Source organism: Rhizobium sp. GR12, assembly GCF_036596185.1.
In the GTDB taxonomy this organism is placed as follows: Bacteria; Pseudomonadota; Alphaproteobacteria; order Rhizobiales; family Rhizobiaceae; genus Agrobacterium; species Agrobacterium nepotum.
Window position 1 is genome coordinate 328,551 of record NZ_JASXTH010000005.1, and the last position, 20,385, is coordinate 348,935.

The 20,385-nt window shown below is 58.9% G+C and carries 20 protein-coding genes; 14 read left to right on the forward strand and 6 right to left on the reverse strand.

Features of this window, described 5'->3' with window-relative positions; translation table 11 throughout:
* Positions 1–68: 68 nt before the first annotated feature.
* Complete coding sequence (gene gltA, locus QSK43_RS11350) at positions 69–1,358, reverse strand: citrate synthase (RefSeq protein ID WP_045018531.1); 1,290 nt, start codon at positions 1,356–1,358, stop codon at positions 69–71.
* A gap of 262 nt (positions 1,359–1,620) precedes the next feature.
* On the opposite strand from gltA, the gene QSK43_RS11355 reads away from it, so the two are divergent.
* Positions 1,621–4,098, forward strand: coding sequence for a ComEC/Rec2 family competence protein (locus tag QSK43_RS11355; RefSeq protein WP_332303517.1), 2,478 nt, complete (start codon positions 1,621–1,623; stop codon positions 4,096–4,098).
* Positions 4,099–4,116: 18 nt separating this feature from the next.
* On the opposite strand, the gene QSK43_RS11360 is transcribed toward QSK43_RS11355, so the two are convergent.
* Positions 4,117–4,794 carry a glutathione S-transferase family protein gene (locus tag QSK43_RS11360; protein WP_332303518.1) on the reverse strand — a complete coding sequence of 226 codons (678 nt, stop codon included), beginning with the start codon at positions 4,792–4,794 and terminating at the stop codon, positions 4,117–4,119.
* Between the two features lie 454 nt (positions 4,795–5,248).
* Complete coding sequence (lexA, locus tag QSK43_RS11365; RefSeq protein ID WP_332303519.1) at positions 5,249–5,971, reverse strand: transcriptional repressor LexA; 723 nt, start codon at positions 5,969–5,971, stop codon at positions 5,249–5,251.
* A gap of 210 nt (positions 5,972–6,181) precedes the next feature.
* Between lexA and QSK43_RS11370 the strand changes: the two genes are divergently transcribed.
* The 13 genes from QSK43_RS11370 (at position 6,182) to lipA (ending at position 18,131) form a co-directional block, all read left to right on the forward strand.
* Complete coding sequence (locus QSK43_RS11370) at positions 6,182–7,051, forward strand: VOC family protein (protein WP_332303520.1); 870 nt, start codon at positions 6,182–6,184, stop codon at positions 7,049–7,051.
* On the forward strand, positions 7,051–7,896 hold the full coding sequence (gene kdsA, locus QSK43_RS11375) for a 3-deoxy-8-phosphooctulonate synthase (RefSeq protein WP_332303521.1): 846 nt from the start codon (positions 7,051–7,053) through the stop codon (positions 7,894–7,896). The genes QSK43_RS11370 and kdsA overlap by 1 nt, the downstream gene beginning before the upstream one ends.
* A gap of 147 nt (positions 7,897–8,043) precedes the next feature.
* The gene (gene eno, locus QSK43_RS11380; RefSeq protein WP_045018526.1) at positions 8,044–9,318 is read left to right on the forward strand and encodes a phosphopyruvate hydratase; all 1,275 of its coding nucleotides are present in this window, start codon (positions 8,044–8,046) and stop codon (positions 9,316–9,318) included.
* 336 nt (positions 9,319–9,654) lie between these two features.
* The gene (locus tag QSK43_RS11385) at positions 9,655–9,972 is read left to right on the forward strand and encodes an FtsB family cell division protein (protein ID WP_045018525.1); all 318 of its coding nucleotides are present in this window, start codon (positions 9,655–9,657) and stop codon (positions 9,970–9,972) included.
* Between the two features lie 153 nt (positions 9,973–10,125).
* The gene (pdhA, locus tag QSK43_RS11390) at positions 10,126–11,169 is read left to right on the forward strand and encodes a pyruvate dehydrogenase (acetyl-transferring) E1 component subunit alpha (RefSeq protein ID WP_332303522.1); all 1,044 of its coding nucleotides are present in this window, start codon (positions 10,126–10,128) and stop codon (positions 11,167–11,169) included.
* Positions 11,170–11,186: 17 nt separating this feature from the next.
* Positions 11,187–12,608: a pyruvate dehydrogenase complex E1 component subunit beta gene (locus QSK43_RS11395; protein ID WP_332303523.1), complete on the forward strand. Its 1,422-nt coding sequence runs from the start codon at positions 11,187–11,189 to the stop codon at positions 12,606–12,608.
* 11 nt (positions 12,609–12,619) lie between these two features.
* Complete coding sequence (locus QSK43_RS11400) at positions 12,620–12,904, forward strand: hypothetical protein (protein WP_332303524.1); 285 nt, start codon at positions 12,620–12,622, stop codon at positions 12,902–12,904.
* A 2-nt stretch (positions 12,905–12,906) separates the two neighbouring features.
* The gene (locus QSK43_RS11405) at positions 12,907–14,244 is read left to right on the forward strand and encodes a pyruvate dehydrogenase complex dihydrolipoamide acetyltransferase (protein ID WP_332303525.1); all 1,338 of its coding nucleotides are present in this window, start codon (positions 12,907–12,909) and stop codon (positions 14,242–14,244) included.
* 1 nt (position 14,245) lies between these two features.
* Positions 14,246–14,512: a hypothetical protein gene (locus QSK43_RS11410; RefSeq protein ID WP_332303526.1), complete on the forward strand. Its 267-nt coding sequence runs from the start codon at positions 14,246–14,248 to the stop codon at positions 14,510–14,512.
* Complete coding sequence (locus tag QSK43_RS11415) at positions 14,509–15,150, forward strand: SGNH/GDSL hydrolase family protein (protein ID WP_332303527.1); 642 nt, start codon at positions 14,509–14,511, stop codon at positions 15,148–15,150. Before QSK43_RS11410 ends, QSK43_RS11415 begins: the two co-directional genes overlap by 4 nt.
* Before the next feature lie 58 nt (positions 15,151–15,208).
* Positions 15,209–16,654 carry a dihydrolipoyl dehydrogenase gene (gene lpdA / locus QSK43_RS11420; protein ID WP_045018520.1) on the forward strand — a complete coding sequence of 482 codons (1,446 nt, stop codon included), beginning with the start codon at positions 15,209–15,211 and terminating at the stop codon, positions 16,652–16,654.
* Between the two features lie 98 nt (positions 16,655–16,752).
* Positions 16,753–17,001, forward strand: a complete 249-nt coding sequence (locus tag QSK43_RS11425; protein WP_045018519.1) for a GlsB/YeaQ/YmgE family stress response membrane protein — start codon at positions 16,753–16,755, stop codon at positions 16,999–17,001.
* 158 nt (positions 17,002–17,159) lie between these two features.
* Positions 17,160–18,131 (forward strand): lipoyl synthase, encoded by a 972-nt coding sequence (gene lipA, locus QSK43_RS11430; protein WP_332303528.1) that lies wholly within the window; start codon positions 17,160–17,162, stop codon positions 18,129–18,131.
* Positions 18,132–18,288: 157 nt separating this feature from the next.
* Here lipA and QSK43_RS11435 read toward each other — a convergent pair whose 3' ends face one another.
* The 3 genes from QSK43_RS11435 to QSK43_RS11445 form a co-directional block, all read right to left on the reverse strand.
* Complete coding sequence (locus tag QSK43_RS11435) at positions 18,289–19,218, reverse strand: DMT family transporter (protein ID WP_332303529.1); 930 nt, start codon at positions 19,216–19,218, stop codon at positions 18,289–18,291.
* A gap of 91 nt (positions 19,219–19,309) precedes the next feature.
* Complete coding sequence (locus QSK43_RS11440; protein WP_332303530.1) at positions 19,310–20,044, reverse strand: helix-turn-helix transcriptional regulator; 735 nt, start codon at positions 20,042–20,044, stop codon at positions 19,310–19,312.
* Positions 20,045–20,171: 127 nt separating this feature from the next.
* Complete coding sequence (locus QSK43_RS11445; RefSeq protein WP_167341581.1) at positions 20,172–20,348, reverse strand: hypothetical protein; 177 nt, start codon at positions 20,346–20,348, stop codon at positions 20,172–20,174.
* Positions 20,349–20,385: the final 37 nt, after the last annotated feature.

Sequence of the window (20,385 nt, forward strand, 5' to 3'; positions counted from 1 at the left end):
CAATAGCCAACAAAAAGGCCGGCGGGTGAAAACCCGCCGGCCTTTTTGATATTGGACGGTTTCGCGGATTAACGCTTGGAAACCGGAACGTAGTCGCGCTTGCCGGCGCCCGTATAGAGCTGGCGCGGACGGCCGATGCGCTGCTGCGGATCTTCGATCATTTCGTTCCACTGTGCGATCCAGCCGACCGTGCGCGCGAGCGCAAACAGAACGGTGAACATTGTCGTGGGGAAGCCTAGCGCCTTCAGCGTGATGCCCGAATAGAAATCGACGTTCGGGTAGAGCTTCTTTTCGACGAAGTAAGGATCGGAAAGGGCGATCTTTTCCAGTTCGAGCGCAACCTGCATGATCGGATCGTCGGAGTTGCCGGTGGCTTCCAGCACTTCGTACATCGTCTTCTGCATGATCTTGGCGCGCGGGTCGTAGTTCTTGTACACGCGGTGGCCGAAGCCCATCAGGCGGAACGGATCGTTCTTGTCCTTGGCGCGGGCGATATATTCCGGAATGCGGTCAACCGAGCCGATCTCGTTCAGCATGTTGAGCGCCGCTTCGTTGGCGCCGCCATGTGCCGGACCCCAGAGGCAGGCGATGCCAGCCGCGATACAGGCGAACGGGTTTGCACCCGAAGAACCGGCAAGACGCACCGTGGATGTGGAGGCGTTCTGCTCATGGTCGGCATGCAGGATGAAGATGCGGTCCATGGCGCGGGCCAGAACCGGATCGACCTTGTAGTCCTCGCAGGGCACGGCAAAGCACATGTGCAGGAAGTTGGAGGCGTAATCGAGGTCGTTCTTCGGGTAAACGAACGGCTGGCCGATATGGTACTTGTAAGCCATGGCGGCGATCGTCGGCATTTTCGCGATCATGCGCAGCGAAGCGACCATGCGCTGGTGCGGATCGGTAATGTCGGTCGAGTCGTGATAGAAGGCCGAGAGAGCGCCGACCGTGCCGCACATGACGGCCATCGGATGTGCGTCGCGACGGTAGCCGGTGAAGAAGCGGCTCATCTGCTCGTGCACCATGGTGTGGCGCGTAACGCGGGTGTCGAAGTCCTTCTTCTGCGCGGCAGTCGGCAATTCGCCGTAAAGCAGCAGATAGCAGGTTTCCAGGAAGTCGCCCTGTTCGGCAAGCTGCTCGATGGGGAAGCCGCGATGAAGGAGAACGCCCTCGTCACCGTCGATGTAGGTGATCTTGGATTCGCAGGAGGCCGTCGACGTGAAGCCGGGGTCGTAGGTGAAGGAGCCCGTGTGCTTGTACAGCGTGGCGATATCGACGACGCTTGGTCCGATAGTGCCTACCCTGACCGGGAGTTCGACCTGCTTTTCGCCAAGTGTCACTGTAGCGCTTTTTTCCGTCATACTTGATCCTCCGAAAACATGCGGGTGGGGGCGTTGAGACACGCCCCGCGGTTAAGCGTCTACCGATTAGCTATATGATCCTTGCGCAGATGCCAAGCTATCCAAAGGTCAAATTGTGCATTGCGGCAAACGCAAACCTGTCGCTTTTGGCTTTCCCGGTGGTCGCAATTCGATCACGGTCAACGCACCGTTAAAGGAAAGGATTGCAATCCCTAACGCCGGCCTGCAAACCTGTTTCCGGTGCGGCAGGGGGCGGCGCAAATTGCTGGGTCAAGGGGAAAAACAGCATTTCGGATATGCCGAAACGTTGCAGGGCGGCTTGCCCGGCACGCGGGATATTCTGTTTCCTCTTCACCGAAGCAGCGATGCCGCGACATATGATACGCCCGCCCTTGTTCCCGGGTGGAACCTTAAAAATACAGCCGCAGAAAAAATTGCCGCCTGCCTGGCCGAGGAACGCGCATTCGGTCACGATTTTCTTTTCATCCCCGTCTTTATCGGCTGCGGCGCGATCCTGTGGTTTTCTCTCGATGCCGCGCCTTCTTCGTTTATTCTGTCGGTGGTATTTCTGCTTGTCGCAGGTCTGGCGCTGCTTGTGAGATATAGCGCCGGCTTTGCGGCGGCGGCCTGCGGCCTCTGCGCTTTTCTTTTGCTCGGCATGCTTCTGGCCGATTTCGAAACCCGGCGGGCGGGAACCGTGTTGCTGGATACCCCCGTCACCACCACCATCACCGGCACGGTGGCGCGTCGGGAAGTCGATGCGCGCGGCTACTGGCGGTATGTGGTCCAACTGACCGCCACGGAAGGGCCGACATTGTCGCGTCCGCCGCAGAGGATTTCGGTGCTTGCGCGCGGCGGCGAGCCGGTGGCGCTCGGCGCCACTCTTCGCGGCAAGGCGCGCCTTTCACCGCCATCCGGCCCGGCCTTGCCGGAACTCAACGACTTCGCCTTCACCTCCTATTTCAGAGGCGTAGGCGCGACCGGATACTTCTATAAGCCGCCGCAGACGCTTGCGTCACCCGTGGGTGATATGGCAGCTGAAAAGGGTTGGCTGGAATGGGTCGATACGCGGCTTTATGGCCTGCGCAGCGCGATTGCCGAGCGTATCCGCAATACCATCGGCGGAGACGCCGGGGCCTTTGCCGCCTCCATCGTCACCGATGAGAGACAGGCCATCTCGGCCCAGACGATGGAGGCGTTGCGGCTCTCCGGTCTGGCGCATATCGTCGCCATTTCGGGGCTCAACATGGCGCTGGCATCCGGCATATTCTTCGTTGGCCTGAGATTGGCCTTCAGCCTGTTCCCGGCCTTTGCGCAGCGCTGGCCGGTCAAGAAGGTCGCGGCTTTCGCGGCGTTGCTGATGACGCTCGCTTATTATCTCATTTCCGGTTTCGCCGTTTCCGCCGAACGCGCCTGGCTGATGATGTCGGTAATGCTGATCGCGGTTCTTTTCGATCAACCCTCGCTCAGCCTCAGAAATGTTGCCATTTCCGCATTGGTCATTCTTATCTTTTCGCCCTCGGAAATCATGGGGCCGAGTTTCCAGATGTCGTTCGCCGCCACCATAGCGCTCGTTTCGGCCTATGCCTTCTGGAGCCGCTGGCGCATTGACCAAGAGCGGCTGTTCATCGGGCGCAAACCCGCATGGATGAAGGTGGCGGAAACGGTGGGCGCGGTCATCGGTGGTGTTGTCACGACATCGCTTATCGGCGGCCTTTCGACGGCGATCTATTCGGCCGAACATTTTCATCGTGTCACCACCTATGGACTTTTCGCCAATCTGGCCGCAATGCCGCTCATGTCGCTGATCGTCATGCCCTTCGGCCTCCTCGCCATGCTGCTGATGCCGTTCGGGCTCGATGCGCCGTTCCTGAAGATCATGGGCTTTGGCATGGCTCTCGTCATCGAGGTTGCAAACGAGGTGGGGTCGTGGGGCGGCAGCGCGGCGACGGGGCGTCCGCATGGCTGGTTCCTTGGTGTCGCCTCGGTGGGTTTACTGCTCATGACATTGCTGCGCAGCCGGCTTGCGCTTCTTGGCGTTCCGGTTCTGCTTTTCGCCTTCGGGCTGTCGGCGGTCACGGCCTATCGCGATTTACCTGATCTGTTGATCCACGAGGACGGCGAGTTGGTGGCAATGGTGGAAAACGGCAAGGTCTTCACCACGAAAACCCGCCCGCCGGGCTTTGTTTTCGGCCAATGGCAAAGGGCGCTGTTGCTGCCGGAAAAAGCCGTGCCGCCGGTCTTTATCAGCGGGGAGGGCAGGATAAATACTACTGGCTCCGGCTCGAAATCGAAGCTGTCGCCTGAGGACATGACGGCGGTGGCGCGGGAGATGACGGCGGCTCTCAAAGATGCCAAAGTCGGCGTCTTCACCTGCAGGAAAGACATGTGGTGTGCGGCGAGCGCGGCAAGCGGCGAGTGGATCATCGTTCTGGAAGACGGCCGTTTCGCCGGAAAAGCCTGCGATATCGCCGATATTGTCGTCGTTTCCCGCAGAACCTCTTTTTCACAGTGCCGTTCGGGCGCGCTTCTGCTCAGCCGCGATATTTTGCGGCGTCTCGGTTCGGTGGAAATAGACTTCGCGGACAAGGCGCAGGCAGAAGTGGTTGGTCGGCTGCGCGCCGCAATCGCCGGAACGGACCGGCCCTGGAGCCGACATCGTTATTACGACTGGAAAAGTGGCCGTTTCGACCGCGATCTGCCGCAACCCGTCATCCGGCTGCTGGCGGCGTCGCAATGACCCCGCCAGCGCGGACAATCAAACCTTGACGCGCAGATCGGCGGTCACTTCGCCGGTCGCACCGATTTCCTGTTCATGTGACACATCGCGCCAAATCTCCTTCAAACCCGCCTCGTACCATTCCTGCATGGCGGGCAGGGCGAGCAGCCGGTCGCAATAGGTTTTCGCCGCAGGCGAAAGATCCGCGCCATAGCTCTGGAAACGGAATGCGACCGGGCAGAAGAAGGCGTCGACCGCGGTGAATTTCTGACCGGCAAGATACGGCCCGCCGAATTTTGAAAGACCTTCGCTCCACAGCACATCGATGCGCTTTATATCGGCCGCAAGCCCTGCATCGGCACCCTTCGGCTTTATCCTTATGCCGACCGACATGGGATAGAGATTGCGCAGCGAGAAAAAGCCCGCATGCATTTCGCTGGCCGCCGAACGCGACCATGCCCTTGCCTGTTTGTCGCTTGCCCAGACGCCCTGATGTCTTTCGGCAAGATATTCGGCGATCGAAAGCGATTCCCAAACGGTCACACCCTCATCGACCAGGCAGGGCACCTTGCCGGTTGGCGAAAACGTGGTGAAGGCGACGCCTTCGCCGAATGGAACGAGCTTTTCATCGAAGGCGATACCGAGCGTGCGCATCAACACCCACGGCCGCAGCGACCACGAGGAATAGTTCTTGTTGGCAATATAAAGATCGTACATGGCGTATCTCCCGGATATGAGGCGCATTTCTATACCTGCCGGCAGTCCATGGAATATCGAAAATAATCCATGGCTCCCATAAGCTGCATTGATGGATCGTAAGGTGAGGGCACGTGTGGCAGCGCCTCGCTAATATCACCACTCGGAGACGACGAAATATCACCACGCGGTGCGATGACGTAAATTCACATTTTGTCCGGGGTCTTGCGGAGGTTCCCCCGCAACGATTGCAGCCGACGGCATATACGCCGCTGCCCCACAGTAAAACAGAAGCATCGGTATCAAGGGTGGAACCAATTTCCAAAAGGCGTCAGGCGCCGATACAGTGGGTGTTGGACAACAACTCGTTTATCTCTGGATCACGCCCGTGCTCTAGAACAACTCACCCTTTCAGACAGACGCCACCCTCTAGATGACGCCTGTTGAAAACCGGAGCGCGTCCGGTTTCATCGGATCAATGGTAACGGCGGATGAGCCCGACCAGTTTGCCCTGGATTTTCACCCGGTCCGGTCCAAAAATACGGGTCTCATAAGCGGGGTTTGCCGCCTCCAGCGCAATGGAGGCTCCCTTGCGGCGGAAACGCTTCAGCGTCGCTTCCTCGTCATCCACCAGAGCCACAACGATGTCACCCGGATTGGCGGTGTTGCCATTGCGGATTATGACGGTATCGCCGTCGAAAATGCCGGCCTCGATCATCGAATCGCCCTTGACCTCAAGCGCGTAATGTTCACCCGTGCCCAGCATGTCTACAGGTACGGCCACATCGTGGGTGTTGTTCTGGATGGCGGAAATCGGCACGCCGGCGGCGATACGTCCCATCACGGGCACGCTGACGGCCCCGACGAGATCGTTGGCCGGCGCCCTGGTGGCAGGGGCCGGTTCCGGCGCCTTGGGTTTGCCGAGGCTGCCTTCGATGACGCTCGGCGAAAAGCCGCGCTGCGGCCTTGCACCCGGCGTATAAGCCTCGGGCAGCTTGATGACTTCCAGCGCTCGCGCCCTATTCGGTAGCCGACGAATGAAACCGCGCTCTTCGAGGGCGGTAATCAGCCGGTGGATGCCGGATTTCGAAGCAAGATCGAGTGCGTCCTTCATTTCATCGAAGGAGGGCGGCACGCCGGACTCTTTCATTCGTTCATGAATGAAGAGAAGCAATTCCTGCTGTTTGCGCGTGAGCATGAGGAAAACACCCTTTGGAATCGTCGTGGAAGTTGCGAAACAAATACAGAACGAACACTATATGTTCCATATGTGTTCTGCAATCCCCTAAAATTTCGTGAAGCTGCTATCTGTTGTCCTGATGATTTGCTTCATCGACCGCATTCGTGCTTTTCTTCGCATCGAACCGTTTCGGCATGGCCTTGCCGCAACGCCAGCAGGAAACCAGTCATGATGAAACCCTATCGCGTCGATCATCTCGTTCTGCCCGTGGAGGTCATCGGCGTTGCCGCAAAGCGTCTCTTAAGCCTTGGATTTACGGTAGCGCCAGAGGCTCTGCATCCCTTCGGGACCCGGAATAGCTGTGTTTTTTTCACCGATGGCACCTACTTGGAGCCACTCGCCATTGCTGACCCGGCTAAATATAATGCCTCGGCAGACAACGGAGATGTGTTCACCGGTAGGGATCGTGCTTTCCGGCAACGGGATGGTAGGGAAGGTTTTTCGGCCCTCGTCGCCCGCACGGACAATGCCCTTGCCGATCATGACAGGTTTGTGGCGGCCGGCGTATCGGCAGGTGAGGTCTTCGAATTTTCGCGGCCAGTCCAAATGCCTGACGGTTCGCAAGGCGAAGCTGCCTTCCGGCTGGCCTTTGCAGGGCAGGATGCCGCTTCGGATTTCTTTTTGTTCAGCTGCCAGCGCCTGAAGGCCCTTCCGGGCGACCGCTCGATGCTCGAGCGCCATGCCAACGGGGTTTACGGTTTGTCCGAGATCGTCCTGTCGTCCGGTCAAAAACCCGGCCCGATGCACCTGATCGAAACGGTGTTCGGCTGTGAGGGCAGGGTGTCTGCGGATGGAGACATCGTATCGGAAACCGGCAATGCACGGATCAGACTGACCGAAAAGGAGGATTTCGAGCCGGAGTTGAAGGATGGCTCTGAGGGATTGCGCGGTGCTGGCGTCGTCTTTTCGTCGCACGATCTTGCCGTGACAGAGGCGGTGCTTGCTGCTAATGGCGTGTCCTACGGAAAAGCGGACGCCCGTCTTGTGGTGCCTGCCGCGCCCGGTCAGGGCGTCACATTCTCCTTCGAGGAAAAATGATGAGCGTTACGAACAATCTCAAAGTCACTGCCGGAGACGGCACGGCCAAGGTTTCCTTTTCCAATACCGAGCGTTTTTCGCTGATCGCCGGTCCCTGCCAGATGGAAAGCCGCGAGCATGCCTTCATGATCGCTGGCGTCCTGAAGGAGCTTTGCGACAGCCTTGGGATAGGCCTCGTCTACAAGTCCTCCTTCGACAAGGCCAACCGCACCTCGCTTTCCGGCAAGCGCGGCATCGGCCTTGAGAATGCGATGCAGGTTTTCGCCGATCTCAAGAAGGAGTTCGGTTTTCCGGTCCTGACCGACATTCACACCGAGGAGCAATGTGCGATCGTCTCCGAAGTCGTGGATGTCTTGCAGATTCCGGCGTTCCTCAGCCGCCAGACGGACCTTCTCGTCGCCGCCGCCAAAACGGGCCGTGTCGTCAATGTCAAGAAGGGCCAGTTTCTGGCTCCCTGGGACATGAAGAACGTGCTTGCCAAGCTCAACGAAAGCGGCAATCCGAATGTGATGCTGTGTGAGCGCGGTGCGTCCTTCGGTTACAACACGCTGGTCTCGGATATGCGTTCCCTGCCGATCATGGCCTCGCTTGGCGCACCTGTCGTGTTCGACGCCACCCATTCGGTGCAGCAGCCGGGCGGGCAGGGCGGATCCACCGGCGGCCAGCGCGAATTCGTCGAGACTTTGGCGCGTGCGGCGGTGGCAGTCGGCGTGGCCGGTCTCTTCATCGAAACCCATGAAGACCCGGACAATGCGCCGTCAGACGGCCCCAACATGGTTCACCTGAAGGACATGCCGAAACTGCTCGAAAAGCTTCTGGCTTTCGACGCCATCGCGAAATCCTGAGTGGCAGGCGGCCATACGGGCGCCGTTTGTTCCAATCGATTTTAATGGCGGGCGCTTCGTTTCTACCGTCCGCTGTCATTGTAATTTCTTCGCCATCGTCTAAGACAGGCGACGGAAAATATCTGTTCCATTCCCAAGGGAGAGACCATGACTGCCATTACCGATATCATCGCGCGCGAAATTCTCGACAGCCGCGGCAACCCGACCGTTGAAGTCGATGTCTATCTCGAAGACGGCTCCATGGGCCGCGCCGCCGTTCCTTCCGGCGCCTCGACAGGCGCGCATGAGGCGGTTGAGCTGCGGGATGGCGGCAAGCGTTATCTCGGCAAGGGCGTGGAAAAGGCGGTCGAAGCCGTCAATACGGAAATCTTCGACGCAATCGGCGGTTTCGACGCTGAAAACCAGATCCAGATCGACCAGACGATGATCGCGCTTGACGGCACGCCGAACAAGTCGCGCATCGGCGCCAACGCCATCCTCGGCGTGTCGCTCGCAGTCGCCAAGGCTGCGGCCGAAGCCTCCGGCCTGCCGCTTTACCGTTATGTCGGTGGCCCGAACGCGCATCTTCTGCCGGTTCCGATGATGAACATCATCAATGGCGGCGCGCATGCCGACAACCCGATCGATTTCCAGGAATTCATGATCCTGCCGGTTGGCGCGGATAACATCCGTGAAGCCGTACGCATGGGTTCGGAAGTATTCCATACGCTGAAAAAAGAATTGTCCGCACAAGGCCACAACACCAATGTTGGCGACGAGGGCGGTTTTGCACCGGGTCTCGAAAGCGCACCGGCTGCGCTCGATTTCATCATGAAGTCGATCGAAAAGGCCGGTTACCGCCCGGGCGAAGACATGTTCATCGGCCTCGACTGCGCCTCGACCGAATTCTTCAAGGACGGAAAATACGTGCTTGAAGGCGAGGGCCGCACGCTGGAGCCGGGCGCGATGGCTGAATATCTGGCCGAACTGGTCGCGAAATACCCGATCATTTCCGTCGAGGACGGCATGGCCGAAGACGACTGGGACGGCTGGAAGGCGCTGACCGACCTCGTCGGCAACAAGTGCCAGCTGGTCGGCGACGATCTTTTCGTCACCAACTCCGCACGCCTTCGCGACGGCATCAAGATGGGTGTCGCAAACTCCATCCTCGTCAAGGTCAACCAGATCGGTTCGCTTTCCGAGACGCTGGATGCGGTCGAGACGGCGCACAAGGCCGGCTACACCGCCGTTATGTCGCACCGTTCGGGCGAAACGGAAGATTCCACCATTGCCGATCTCGCGGTCGCCACCAATTGCGGTCAGATCAAAACCGGTTCACTGGCCCGTTCCGACCGGCTCGCAAAGTACAACCAGCTCATCCGTATCGAGGAAATGCTCGGCCCGCAGGCCGCTTACGCCGGCCGTTCGATCCTGCGCGGATAATTCGCATCTGGTTTGCGACACGGCCCGCCGTCTGGCGGGCTAGTTTCAGGGGCGAGCGATATTCTTCGCACGCCGTCACCCCGGACTTGATCCGGGGTCCAGCCAGCCCAAGTCCTTGGGTTGCAAGGGCTCTTTCCACGGCGCAGACGCGCATGGCTGGATGCCGGATCAAGTCCGGCATGACGTTCTCTCTGACATCGTCGTCATTGTTAGCCCGCCCTCCGGCGGGCTTTTTTGCGTCTATCTGCCAACCAAAAATTTAAGGTCAACGGATAGTTAAACAATCCGCTTTAATCTCGAGACTCAGGGTTATGCGTTTTGAGGCTTCTCTCCGGTATGTGGACCAGACATCATAAAAAGAAACGATTCGGCCGTTTGATCGTTCCGGCCATCACGATCGCTTTTCTTTCCTATTTCGGGTATCATTCCATCCATGGCGACTTCGGCCTTCAGGCGACGGAGCGGCTGGAGCGGCAGCGTATTGCCAGAACGGCGGAGCTTGCCAAGCTGACGCAGGCGCGTGTGGCGCTGGAGCGGCAGGTGGAGTTGTTGAGCGACGGCTCTCTTGAGCGCGACATGATCGACGAGATTTCCCGTTATCAGCTCAACATGTCCCGCACCGACGAAATCGTCATCATGAACACCTATTTCTAATTAACCGAAATCGAGTTAATTAATAAATTATAATTTATTCACAGCACCTTAGCGTGAATATGTGCCATGCGTTTAAAGCATTGCTGCATGGCGTTTTCTTGCATATGGTACGCGCCACTCTATCCATTCAAACGGCAACTCAGGGAGGGATGAATGGCGCCGCGAAAATCCGCGTCCGTATCCGGCCGAAAGACAACGGCCAAGGCCTCTACCGAATTCACCGGCAAGAACAGCCCGGACTTCTCGAAGGAAGAAGAGCTTCACGCCTATCGTGAAATGCTCCTCATCCGCCGTTTCGAGGAAAAGGCCGGCCAGCTTTATGGCATGGGTTTCATCGGTGGTTTCTGTCACCTCTACATCGGCCAGGAAGCCGTTGTCGTCGGCATGCAGATGTCGCAGAAGGAAGGCGATCAGGTCATCACCGCTTACCGAGACCACGGCCATATGCTGGCGCTTGGCATGAGCCCGCGTGGCGTCATGGCCGAGTTGACCGGCCGCAAGGGCGGCCTGTCGAAGGGCAAGGGCGGCTCGATGCACATGTTCTCCAAGGAGAAGCATTTCTACGGTGGCCACGGCATCGTCGGCGCACAGGTTTCGCTCGGAACCGGTCTCGCCTTCGCCAACAAATATCGCGGCAACGACAATGTCTCCGTGACCTATTTCGGTGATGGCGCTGCCAACCAGGGCCAGGTCTACGAGAGCTTCAACATGGCCGCTCTCTGGAAGCTGCCGATCATCTATATCGTCGAAAACAACCACTACGCGATGGGCACATCGACCGCCCGCGCTACCGCGCAGTCGAACTATTCGCTGCGTGGCCGGTCGTTCGGCATCCCCGGCATTCAGGTGGATGGTATGGATGTGCGCGCCGTCAAGGCCGCCGCCGATCAGGCGCTGGAACATTGCCGCTCCGGCAAGGGTCCGATCATTCTGGAAATGCTGACTTACCGTTACCGCGGTCACTCCATGTCCGACCCGGCAAAATACCGTTCGAAAGACGAAGTGCAGAAAATGCGCTCCGAACACGACCCGATCGAGCAGGTCAAGGTGCGGCTCGTGGAGCAGGGCTGGGCAAGCGAGGAAGAACTCAAGGCCATCGACAAGGATGTCCGTGATATCGTCGCCGACAGCGCCGACTTCGCCCAGAACGACCCCGAGCCGGATGTATCCGAGCTCTACACCGACATTCTGCTCTGATCGGGAAAGGGAAACCCATGCCAGTAGAAATTCTTATGCCCGCCCTTTCCCCGACCATGGAGGAAGGCACGCTTTCCAAGTGGCTTAAAAAGGAAGGCGACAAGGTCACCTCCGGTGACGTGATCGCCGAGATCGAGACCGACAAGGCGACCATGGAAGTGGAAGCCGTGGATGAAGGCGTGATCGGCAAGCTCCTGATCGACGCCGGCACCGAAGGCGTCAAGGTCAATACGCCGATCGCCGTTCTCATTCAGGAAGGCGAAAGCGCCGCCGACATCTCTTCTTCCGCCAAGAAGGAAGAGCCGAAGGCGCAGGCCGCAAATTCCGATTCGGACGCCGCAGGCGGCAAGACCCGCGAAGCAACCGAAGAGCCGAGCGCTGCCAAGGAAGCCGCCAAGGTTCCGGCAGCACCGAAGATCGAAGTCGCTGCCGATCCGGATATTCCTGAAGGCACGGAAATGGTGATGACGACGGTGCGTGAAGCGCTGCGCGACGCCATGGCCGAGGAAATGCGCGCCGACGAAAAAGTCTTCGTCATGGGTGAAGAAGTCGCCGAATACCAGGGCGCCTACAAAATCACTCAAGGCCTGTTGCAGGAATTCGGCGATCGCCGCGTTATCGACACCCCGATCACCGAGCATGGCTTTGCCGGTATCGGCGTCGGTGCGGCAATGACGGGCCTGCGGCCCATCGTCGAATTCATGACCTTCAACTTCGCCATGCAGGCGATCGACCAGATCGTCAACTCGGCGGCGAAGACGCTTTACATGTCGGGCGGCCAGATGGGCGCACCGATGGTGTTCCGCGGTCCTTCGGGTGCTGCAGCCCGCGTCGGCGCGCAGCATTCGCAATGTTACGCCGCATGGTACAGCCATATTCCGGGCCTCAAGGTCGTCATGCCTTACACGGCGGCAGACGCGAAGGGTCTCCTGAAGGCTGCTATCCGCGATCCGAACCCGGTCATCTTCCTCGAGAACGAAATTCTCTACGGCCAGAGCTTCGAAGTTCCGAAGCTTGATGATTTCGTGCTGCCGATCGGCAAGGCGCGCATTCACCGCAAGGGTAACGATGCGACCATCGTTTCCTTCGGTATCGGCATGACCTATGCGATCAAGGCTGTTGCTGAACTCGAGAAACTCGGCATCGACGTCGAGCTGATCGACCTGCGCACCATCCGCCCGATGGATCTGCCGACGGTCATCGAATCGGTCAAGAAGACCGGTCGCCTGGTCACGGTCGAGGAAGGTTTCCCGCAGTCATCGGTTGGTGACTTTATCTCCAACCAGGTCATGCGCGCCGCTTTCGATTATCTCGATGCGCCGATCCTGACGATCGCCGGCAAGGACGTTCCGATGCCTTATGCGGCGAACCTCGAAAAGCTGGCTCTGCCGAACGTCGATGAAGTCGTTCAGGCCGTCAAAACCGTCTGCTACAAGTAAAGGGGGAGATTGTGAGCAAAATAAAACAAATCCTCCCGGCAACTGAAAATTGGTATCGTGTTTTAGGTTCCAAAGAGACTCCTCAGTTCGAGCGCGTCGTCTTTTGGGCTGTTATCAATGACGGTGAAGGCGATGTGATTGCCGGTGTTCCGCGTGACTATATCGGCGTCATCGGCGCCGTTAGCGAATGGCTGAGCGATGTTGCCGGATATATCGAAGTCTCGCCATCGCAGCTGGATCGGCTGGCGGAACATCCTGAAGAGCTGGACCAATATAATCTCGTTTGGGGGGACTAGTCATGCCTATCAACATCACCATGCCTGCCCTTTCTCCGACGATGGAAGAGGGCAATCTGGCCAAGTGGCTGGTCAAGGAAGGCGACAAGGTCGCACCCGGTGACGTGATCGCCGAGATCGAGACCGACAAGGCGACCATGGAAGTGGAAGCCGTCGATGAAGGTACGGTCGCCAAGCTGGTCGTTCCCGCTGGTAGCGAAGGGGTCAAGGTCAATGCCCTGATCGCCATCCTTGCTGCCGATGGCGAGGATGTGGCCGAGGCGGCAAAGGGCGGCAATGCCGCTCCTGCCAAAGCCGAGGCCCCCAAGCAGGAAGCGCCGAAGGAAGAAGCTGCACCGGCCAAGGCTGAAAAGCCGGTCGCCGATCAGGCGGCTGCACCTTCCACGCCGGCTCCGGTTGCAAAGTCCGGCGAGCGCATTTTCGCTTCGCCGCTTGCCCGCCGTCTCGCCAAGGAAGCCGGTCTCGACCTTACGGCCGTCTCCGGTTCCGGCCCGCACGGCCGCATCGTCAAGACCGACGTGGAAAAGGCTGCTGCTTCCGGCGGCGCGAAGGCTGCGCCGAGCGCAGCGGCAGGCGCACCGGCTCCGGCACTCGCCAAGGGCCAGTCCGAGGAAGCGGTTCTCAAGCTGTTCGAACCCGGCTCTTACGAACTGGTGCCGCATGACGGCATGCGCAAGGTCATCGCCAAGCGTCTGGTCGAATCCAAGCAGACCGTTCCGCATTTCTACGTCTCGGTAGATTGCGAACTGGATACGCTTCTGGCACTGCGCGCCCAGCTCAATGCTGCCGCTCCCGAAAAGGACGGCAAGCCGGCCTACAAGCTTTCGGTCAACGACATGGTCATCAAGGCGCTTGCTCTCGCGCTGCGCGACGTGCCTGACGCCAACGTCTCCTGGACGGAAAGCAACATGGTCAAGCACAAGCATTCGGATGTCGGCGTTGCCGTTTCCATTCCGGGTGGCCTGATCACGCCGATCATCCGCAAGGCGGAAGAGAAGTCGCTCTCCACCATCTCCAACGAGATGAAGGACTACGGCAAGCGCGCCAAGGAGCGCAAGCTGAAGCCCGAGGAGTATCAGGGCGGCACGACGGCCGTGTCCAACATGGGCATGATGGGCGTCAAGAGCTTCTCCGCCGTCATCAACCCGCCGCACGCCACCATTCTGGCGGTCGGCGCGGGCGAGGAGCGCGCTGTGGTGAAGAACGGCGAGATCAAGATCGCCAACGTCATGACGGTCACGCTTTCCACCGACCACCGCTGCGTCGATGGCGCGCTCGGAGCCGAGTTGATCGGCGCCTTCAAGCGCTACATCGAAAACCCGATGGGCATGCTGGTGTAAAATGTGGTCAGCTATCGGGCTTTTGTTGGATATTTTCGGCTTTATTATTTTGTTTTACAACGGTAATTTTGCGCGAAATTTCAACAGGCTCGATGGCTTTATTATTAGGTCTGGCGATAGTAACGGCAATCGGGGCGGAATGCAGGCACTAGAAAGCAAGCGCAAACTTCCCAAGATTTTAGACTATGTCGGTTTCTCGGCTATTCTTTCTGGATTCGTTTTTCAACTTGTAGGAACTGTTCTACAGATTTGGAGTGCGACACCTTGAAAACAGTCCTCTGCTTTGGCGATTCCCTCACATGGGGATCAGATGCGGAAACGGGTGGCCGGCACAGCCATGACGATCTTTGGCCGAGCGTCTTGCAAAAGGCGCTCGGGCCGGATGTGCAGGTGATCCACGAAGGGCTGGGCGGCCGTACCACCGCCTATGACGACCACACCGCCGATTGCGATCGCAATGGCGCCAGGATTCTGCCGACGCTTCTGCATAGCCATGCACCGCTCGATCTGGTCGTCATCATGCTCGGCACCAACGACCTGAAGCCGGCGATCCATGGTTCGGCCATCGTTGCGATGAAGGGCGTGGAGCGGCTGGTGAAACTGACGCGCAACCACGTATGGCAACTTCCCGAATGGGAGGCGCCGGAAGTTCTGATCGTCGCGCCGCCGCAACTATGCGAAACGGCCAACCCCGTGATGGGCGCGATCTTTCGCGACGCGATCGATGAGTCTGCAATGCTGGCTTCCGTTTACCGGGATCTTGCCGACGATCTCGATTGCGGCTTTTTCGATGCCGGGTCCGTTGCCCGCACGACGCCGGTGGACGGCGTTCATCTCGATGCTGAAAACACACGGGCCATCGGGCGCGGGCTTGAGCCTGTCGTTCGCATGATGCTCGGACTTTGACAACAATTCTCGATCGGGACGGTGCGCCGTCATCCGAATAAGACAAGGCAGGACACCTATGGCTCAATCTTATGACGTCATCATCATCGGTTCGGGACCGGGCGGTTATATAGCCGCGATCCGTGCAGCCCAACTCGGCATGAAGGTTGCCGTCGTCGAGCGCGAGCACCTTGCCGGTATCTGCTCCAACTGGGGTTGCATTCCGACCAAGGCCTTGCTGCGCACCGCCGATGTCCTGCATACGGCTCAGCACGCCAAGGATTACGGCCTGACGCTCGAAGGCTCGATCAAGCCTGATGTCAAGGCGATCGTCGCCCGTTCGCGCGGCATTGCCGCTCGCATGAACAACGGCGTCGGTTTCCTGTTTAAGAAGAACAAGGTCGACATCATCTGGGGTGAAGCAAAAATCACCAAGCCGGGCGAAATCGTCGTCGGCAAGTCCGCCAAGCCGGTGGTTCAGCCGCAGGGTCCCGTGCCGAAGAACACGCTGGGTGAGGGCACTTACACTGCCAAGCACATCATCGTCGCCACCGGCGCGCGCCCGCGCGCGCTTCCCGGCATCGAGCCGGATGGCAAGCTGATCTGGACCTATTTCGAGGCGATGAAGCCGGAAGAACTGCCGAAGTCCCTGCTCGTCATGGGGTCTGGCGCTATCGGGATCGAGTTCGCAAGCTTTTACCGCACCATGGGCGTTGACGTTACCGTCGTCGAGATCATGAGCCAGGTGATGCCGGTCGAGGACGCGGAAATTTCCGCCTTCGCCAGAAAGCAGCTGGAAAAGCAGGGTATCAAGTTCCATCTGGAAACCAAGGTTTCCAAGGTCGAGAAGGCTGCGAACTCCGTCACGGCGACGTTGGAGAAGAAGGATGGTTCGTCCGAGAAGATCACCGCCGACCGGATGATTTCGGCCGTCGGCGTCGTCGCTAACGTCGAAGGCATCGGCCTTGAGGCCGTGGGTGTGAAGACCGATCGCGGCTTCATCGTCATTGACGGTTATGGCAAGACCAATGTGCCTGGTGTCTACGCCATCGGCGACGTTGCCGGCCCGCCGCTGCTTGCCCACAAGGCCGAGCATGAGGCCGTCATCTGCGTTGAAAAAATCGCCGGTCTGCCGAATGTCCATCCGATGGACAAGCTCAAGATTCCCGGCTGCACCTATTGCAACCCGCAGGTCGCCTCGGTCGGTCTCACCGAAGCCAAGGCGAAGGAACTGGGCCGCGATATCCGCGTCGGCCGCTTCTCCTTTGCCGCCAATGGCAAGGCCGTGGCGCTGGGTGAAGATCAGGGCATGGTCAAGACCATTTTCGACAAGAAGACCGGCGAACTGATCGGCGCGCATATGGTCGGTGCGGAAGTCACCGAGCTTATTCAGGGCTTCGTCGTCGCCATGAACCTCGAGACCACCGAGGAAGAACTGATGCACACGATTTTCCCGCATCCGACCATTTCCGAGTCGATGAAGGAAAGTGTGCTCGACGCTTACGGACGTGTGCTGAACGCATAAGTGCCCCCATGATACCCGGCATTGTCTAAGCGTGCCGGGTGTCCCATATGTCTCAATGCCGGTTCCTAAGGGGGCTGGTTCTCTAAGGGAGCGCGGGAATGGAAAACATAGGCTGGATTGCGGCAATCATCATCGGCGGTCTGGCCGGCTGGCTTGCCGGAAAGCTCATGGATATGCGGTTCGGCATCTTCATGAACATCGTTCTCGGCATCGTCGGTTCGGTCGTCGCTGTTGCCGTGCTTCGCACCTTCGACGTTTTCGTCCAGGACAGCAGGCTCGGTTATTTCGTCACGTCTTTCGTCGGCGCCAGCCTGTTGCTGTTTCTGGCAAAGCTGGTCAGGCGCTGACAAGGCTTCGTGCACGGAAGGGGCTTACGCTTTTTCTGGAATTGTTCTAAAGCATGTCTCCCAAAAGTGTGCTGCGGTTTTGGGATAAAGACATGCCAAGAACGAGCATCGCGTCAACAAATGTGATGGTCGCGGCAAGCGATAGAAGCAGGTTTCTTATGGTCACTATTCTCGACAGGACTTCGTCCGAAGAAAAGCGTATCCGCCACCCGGAAAAGGCCCATCGGCCCGATACCGAGGTCATGCGCAAGCCGGAATGGATCCGCGTCAAGGCGCCGACATCCAAGGGCTATCACGAGACGCGCGAACTGGTGCGCAGCCACAAGCTGGTGACGGTGTGCGAGGAAGCCGGCTGTCCGAATATCGGCGAATGCTGGGAAAAGAAACACGCGACCTTCATGATCATGGGCGAGATCTGCACCCGCGCCTGTGCGTTCTGCAACGTCGCGACCGGCAAGCCCAATGCGCTGGATATGGATGAGCCGGAAAACGTCGCCAAGGCCGTCAAGCAGATGGGTCTCTCCCACGTCGTCATCACCTCGGTTGACCGCGACGATCTCGCTGATGGCGGCGCGGAGCATTTCGAGAAGGTGATCTGGGCGATCCGGGCTGCGTCTCCCAATACGACCATTGAAATCCTAACCCCCGACTTCCTGAAGAAGCCCGGCGCGCTGGAGCGTGTCGTCGCCGCCAAGCCCGATGTCTTCAACCACAATATGGAAACCGTTCCGGGCAATTACCTCACGGTTCGCCCCGGTGCGCGTTATTTCCATTCCGTGCGCCTGTTGCAGCGTGTCAAGGAACTGGACCCCACCATGTTCACCAAATCAGGCATCATGGTCGGCCTCGGCGAAGAGCGCAACGAAGTGCTGCAATTGATGGACGATCTGCGTAGCGCCGACGTGGACTTCCTGACCATCGGCCAATATCTGCAGCCGACCCGCAAGCACCACAAAGTCGAGGCTTACGTCACGCCGGAGGAGTTCAAGTCCTACGAGACGGTCGCCTACACCAAGGGCTTCCTGATGGTCTCCTCCAGCCCGCTGACCCGCTCCTCCCACCACGCCGGCGACGATTTTGAACGCCTGCGTGCGGCCCGCGAGAAGAAGCTTCTGGCGGCTGCGGAGTAAGAGGCGGGAATCCTCTCGCCTCCGTCATCCTCGCCTTGAGGCGAGGATCCATAGCCGCCGAAAAAGGTGGATCCTCGGGTCGAGCCTGAGGATGACGCCGAGTGGAGGTGTGGCCCGTGATGAAGCCCAGCCAAATGTTCTCGGATTTTGCCTAAACTCAGGCCACAGCCTTCTCCGGCCGATGCGCCCGCATGCACAGGATGACGCTCAGAACCACCGAGCAGATCGCCACGATCTCTATGAGGGTCGGGCCACGCCCTTCCCACAGGAAACCATAGAGCAGCGCAAACAGCGTCTCGAACAGGATCATCTGACCAACCATGGTGAGCGGCAGCAGGCGGCTCATGCGGTTCCAGAAGGCATTGCCGAGAATGGATGCGGTGAAACCGAGGCCGGCGGCAATGGCCGCGAAATGCAGCCAGTCCTCAGAGCCATGGCTTTCCCCACCGAAGGCAAAGGCCGGGATGGCGAGCGCCAGCGCAAGCCCGCCGGTCACCACGCCTGTCATCATGTTCCAGTCATCGGCGCTGACATCGTGAAGGCGTGACAGCCAGCGGGCATTGCCAACAGCAAAGGCCGTCCACGAAGCCAGCGCGCCAAGGGCGCAGGCAAGACCCACAAGACGCGAGACATCCAGCCCCGCATCGTTTTCCGTCAGCGATTGCCAGGAAATGCCGATAATACCGATAGCGCCGAAGGCGAGCGACGGCCACAGGCGCTTGAGCGACACCGCGCCATGATCGCGACTGCCGATGATGGTGACGGCAACCGGCAGGAAACCGATGATGATCGAGGTGAAGGCGACACCGCTCAGTTTCACCGCCGTCGATATGAAGACGTAGTAGGCGATGTTGCCGATCATGCTCAGCCAGCCGAGCGCGATCCACTCGCGCGCGCCGAAATGGGCCGAAACCCGTTTCAGGCGCGGTCCGATGATGATGAGAGAAATCAGCCCGTAGGTGAGGTAACGGGCAGTCGACAGTTGCAGGGCGGAAAAATCCGGCACGAGTTTCGGGGCGAGAAAGATGGCTCCCCAGAGCGCACCCGCCATCATACCGTAAAAAACACCGAGGCTTGTCTTGTTCATGTCATGTCACATCCGCATTCACGATTGCCGCGATGTGCCACAGCCCTTTGCGGCTGTCTTGACAAAAACTCCTGACGAAGAGATCGGCCGGTTAGTGAATTCCGAAGGTCCGGCGATAGGCGGCGGGCGTTTCACCGATCGCGTTGCGCATGGCGCGCGTCAGCGCCGTCTGGTCGGAAAAGCCGGCCCGCAGGGCGATTTCGGCAATCGGCAGGGTGGATTGGCGCAACAATGCGCAGACCTTGTCCATGCGCAATTCGGCAAGCCAGCGGTGAGGGGGAAGGCCGAACTCTTCGAGAAACAGCGCATGCAGGCGGCTGTCGCTGATTGCGGCGCAGGCTGCGAGCATCTCGATGGTCCAGGGGAAAAACGGTTCCGCCCTGACGATCACGCCAAGCGAGCGCAGGCGGCGACGGGGATCGATTTTCTTATTCGCAAGACTGTCGACAAGGAGCGGCGCCCAAAGACCGGCAATATCGTCGTGTGGTCCCTCCGATCCGATGACGCGCCGCATATAGATGATCAGCTGGCGTGTATCCTGCGCGATATTGAGAAACGGCATGCGGGAAAATCTCTCCAGCACCTGCTCGGGAACAACAGCTTCGTCGATATCGACAACCAAAGACCGGTTGATCGTCGTCGCTTCCTGGGTATGCGGCGTGCCGCTATGGATGAAGACACCGCGCCCGACGAATAATTCATCCTGGCGCCCAGCCACATCGATCCGCAGACGCCCGGAGACCGGAAGAACGATCTGCACGAAGCCGTGCCGTTCCCTAGGTCTTTCCTGCGTATAGGTTCTGATATCGGCGGATGCAGCCATCATGAGATTGTCATTTCCATCGTGCAAAGAAATGGCCGCCTCGAAAAGCGGCCGTTTTCATTCCCTGATTATGACATCGTCTTGAAGATTGGGCCAGCCGGCTTTATCGGTCTGCTTTGCAGACTGGCGCTTAACAGTCTTCCTTGACGGTTGATTCGCCGCGTTTGCGCTTGCGCAGAACCGGCTTGTTCTCTCTCGCCTCGCATTTCGCAACGTCGATGAGGTAGGCAAGCATCGGCATTTCGTTCATCGATGCGAGTTGCTTGGCGGATTCGAGAAGGTTGATGATGTTGGAAAAATCGTCCATCGGCTCACTCAGTGCCTCAAAGCGGTTATATGTCGGG

Bases quoted from the DNA above. Each gene is read 5' to 3' on its own strand.
- QSK43_RS11395 (WP_332303523.1), top strand. From the start codon at position 11,187: ATGCCAGTAGAAATTCTTATGCCCGCCCTTTCCCCGACCATGGAGGAA.
- QSK43_RS11425 (WP_045018519.1), top strand. From the start codon at position 16,753: ATGGAAAACATAGGCTGGATTGCGGCAATCATCATCGGCGGTCTGGCC.
- eno (WP_045018526.1), top strand. From the start codon at position 8,044: ATGACTGCCATTACCGATATCATCGCGCGCGAAATTCTCGACAGCCGC.
- QSK43_RS11440 (WP_332303530.1), bottom strand. From the start codon at position 20,044: ATGATGGCTGCATCCGCCGATATCAGAACCTATACGCAGGAAAGACCT.
- QSK43_RS11405 (WP_332303525.1), top strand. From the start codon at position 12,907: ATGCCTATCAACATCACCATGCCTGCCCTTTCTCCGACGATGGAAGAG.
- QSK43_RS11370 (WP_332303520.1), top strand. From the start codon at position 6,182: ATGATGAAACCCTATCGCGTCGATCATCTCGTTCTGCCCGTGGAGGTC.
- kdsA (WP_332303521.1), top strand. From the start codon at position 7,051: ATGAGCGTTACGAACAATCTCAAAGTCACTGCCGGAGACGGCACGGCC.
- QSK43_RS11360 (WP_332303518.1), bottom strand. From the start codon at position 4,794: ATGTACGATCTTTATATTGCCAACAAGAACTATTCCTCGTGGTCGCTG.
- lpdA (WP_045018520.1), top strand. From the start codon at position 15,209: ATGGCTCAATCTTATGACGTCATCATCATCGGTTCGGGACCGGGCGGT.
- pdhA (WP_332303522.1), top strand. From the start codon at position 10,126: ATGGCGCCGCGAAAATCCGCGTCCGTATCCGGCCGAAAGACAACGGCC.
- QSK43_RS11385 (WP_045018525.1), top strand. From the start codon at position 9,655: ATGTGGACCAGACATCATAAAAAGAAACGATTCGGCCGTTTGATCGTT.
- QSK43_RS11410 (WP_332303526.1), top strand. From the start codon at position 14,246: ATGTGGTCAGCTATCGGGCTTTTGTTGGATATTTTCGGCTTTATTATT.
- QSK43_RS11445 (WP_167341581.1), bottom strand. From the start codon at position 20,348: ATGGACGATTTTTCCAACATCATCAACCTTCTCGAATCCGCCAAGCAA.
- QSK43_RS11435 (WP_332303529.1), bottom strand. From the start codon at position 19,218: ATGAACAAGACAAGCCTCGGTGTTTTTTACGGTATGATGGCGGGTGCG.
- lipA (WP_332303528.1), top strand. From the start codon at position 17,160: ATGGTCACTATTCTCGACAGGACTTCGTCCGAAGAAAAGCGTATCCGC.
- lexA (WP_332303519.1), bottom strand. From the start codon at position 5,971: ATGCTCACGCGCAAACAGCAGGAATTGCTTCTCTTCATTCATGAACGA.
- gltA (WP_045018531.1), bottom strand. From the start codon at position 1,358: ATGACGGAAAAAAGCGCTACAGTGACACTTGGCGAAAAGCAGGTCGAA.